The 1,831-nt window shown below is 66.1% G+C and carries 2 protein-coding genes and 1 pseudogene; 2 read left to right on the top strand and 1 reads right to left on the bottom strand.

Features of this window, described 5'->3' with window-relative positions; genetic code table 11:
* Both EN984_RS33215 and EN984_RS33210 read left to right on the top strand, forming a co-directional pair.
* Nucleotides 1–228: pseudogene (locus tag EN984_RS33215) on the top strand (pyridoxal-phosphate dependent enzyme); the annotation flags it as partial.
* Nucleotides 229–358: 130 nt separating this feature from the next.
* A complete protein-coding gene (locus tag EN984_RS33210; RefSeq protein WP_127267554.1) occupies nucleotides 359–985 on the top strand; it encodes a glutathione S-transferase family protein in 627 nt (208 codons plus the stop codon).
* 3 nt (nucleotides 986–988) lie between these two features.
* Here the strand turns inward: EN984_RS33210 and EN984_RS33205 are convergent.
* On the bottom strand, nucleotides 989–1,831 hold an 843-nt coding region (locus EN984_RS33205; RefSeq protein ID WP_127384290.1), incomplete at its 5' end, for a DUF6596 domain-containing protein.

The raw sequence follows: 1,831 nt of genomic DNA, 5'->3' as shown, positions 1-1,831 counted from the left end.
ATCTATGACGAGATCGTCAAAGTGTCGAACGAGGATTCCGTGGCCAATGCCCGCCTCGTCGCCCGCCTCGAAGGCGTGCCGGTCGGCATCTCTTCGGGCGCCGCCCTGCAGGCGGCCATCGTCGTCGGCTCGCGGCCGGAGAACAAGGGCAAAAATCTTGTGGTGGTCATCCCGTCCTTCGCCGAGCGTTACCTGTCGACAATCCTGTTCGAGGGGCTGGGATCGTAGTCCGACGCTTCTTCGTGACCAAGCTGGCCCGCTGAAAAAACGCCCGTGGCCGCCATCGGCGGCTTGAGCGCCACACCGCTTCCGGTTCATATCTCCCCCGGCCTGCTTTGCGCGGGCCGGGGGAGAATTTATGTACAAGCTTTATACCCGTCCCGGCAGCGGCGGCTTCGTGGTCGAGGCGGCGCTGGCGCTGGCCAATGTACCATTTGAGCAGATCGACGTGCCGAAGACCGACCGGCCCGATCCCGCCTTCCTCGACATCAGTCCGTTGAACCAGGTGCCGGTGCTGACCTTGCCGGACGGAAGCTCGATGACCGAATCGGCAGCGATCTGCATCGTGCTTGCCGAGCGACACCCCGACGCCAATTTGGCGCCGGGAGCAGAAGCGCCTGCCCGCGCGGATTTCCTGCGCTGGATGGCCTTTATGTCGTCTGTTCTCTATTCGGCGGTGCTGCGTTTCTACTACGCATACCGCTACACTGCCGATCCCGAAGGCACCAAGGCGGTCAAGCAGGCGGCCGTGGCAGAGATGGACCGCGGCTTTGCCGTTCTCGATGCCGCGCTCGAAGGCCGTGACTGGCTGGTCGGTGACCGGATGTCGCTGGCCGACATCTATCTGGTCATGCTGGTGGCCTGGTATCCCGACATCGACAGCGCGCGGACGGCATGGCCGAACATCGAACGCCTGTGGGCGCGGCTGCGCGACCATCCGCTGATGAAGACGCTCAACACCTCGCACGAGATGTGGCCGGGCTGAAGCTCAATTTCTGAGCACCGCTCTTTTTCCTTGCAGGAACCGGCGCACCGCCGGGTCGCGCTCGAGGCCGATCGCCCGGTCATAGGCTTCGCAGGCTTGCGGTACCTGACCAAGCCTGGCCAGGAGACCGGCGCGTGCGGCCCAATAGGGCTGGTACTCGTCAAGCCGCTTGTCGTCGCCCAGCACGTAAAGAGCCGCCAATCCGGCCACTGCGCCCTCGGCCTCGGCGATCGCCACCGCGCGGTTTATCGCCACCACCGGCGATCCTGCGATCGAAAGCAGCGCGTCGTAGAGTTCCTGGATTGCCACCCAGTCGGTGCGGCCGGTGAGCCTTCGTGCCGCATGCGCGGACTGCACGGCCGCCTCAAGCTGGTAGCGGCCGATGACGCCCTTGGCCGCTGCGTGGGAAAGCAGCGCTTCCGCCTCGTCGATGAGGGCACGGTCCCATAGAAGGCAATCCTGCTCCGCCAACGGCACGAAGTCGCCTTCGGCGCTGCGCCGTGCGGCGCGGCGAGACTCGGCAAACAGCATCAGCGACAACAGGCCCAGTGCCTCCGGTTCCTCCGGCATCAGCGAGGCCACCAGCCGGCCGAGCCAGATGCCTTCGGTCGCCAGGTTGCGGCGCCGCGTTTCGGTGCCGGCCGGATCGGACCAGCCTTCGGCGAAGGCGGCATAGATCGCCTCCAGCACCGCGTCCAGCCTTTCGCCGAGTTCGGCCCGCTCCGGCACGCGGAACGGAATGCCGGTTTCACGGATGCGGCTCTTGGCCCGCACCAGGCGCTGGCCCATGGTTGCGGGCGAGACCAGGAAGGCGGAGGCGATCGTCGCGGCGTCGAACCCCAGCAC

This window comes from Mesorhizobium sp. M7A.F.Ca.CA.004.12.1.1, assembly GCF_003997835.1.
In the GTDB taxonomy this organism is placed as follows: domain Bacteria; phylum Pseudomonadota; class Alphaproteobacteria; order Rhizobiales; family Rhizobiaceae; genus Mesorhizobium.
Note: the sequence above shows the minus strand (reverse complement) of the source record. Positions and strands in the feature narration are given on the sequence as shown.

What these genes read in the sequence shown, in the direction of transcription:
- EN984_RS33210 (WP_127267554.1), top strand. Translation starts at nt 359, where the DNA reads ATGTACAAGCTTTATACCCGTCCCGGCAGCGGCGGCTTCGTGGTCGAG.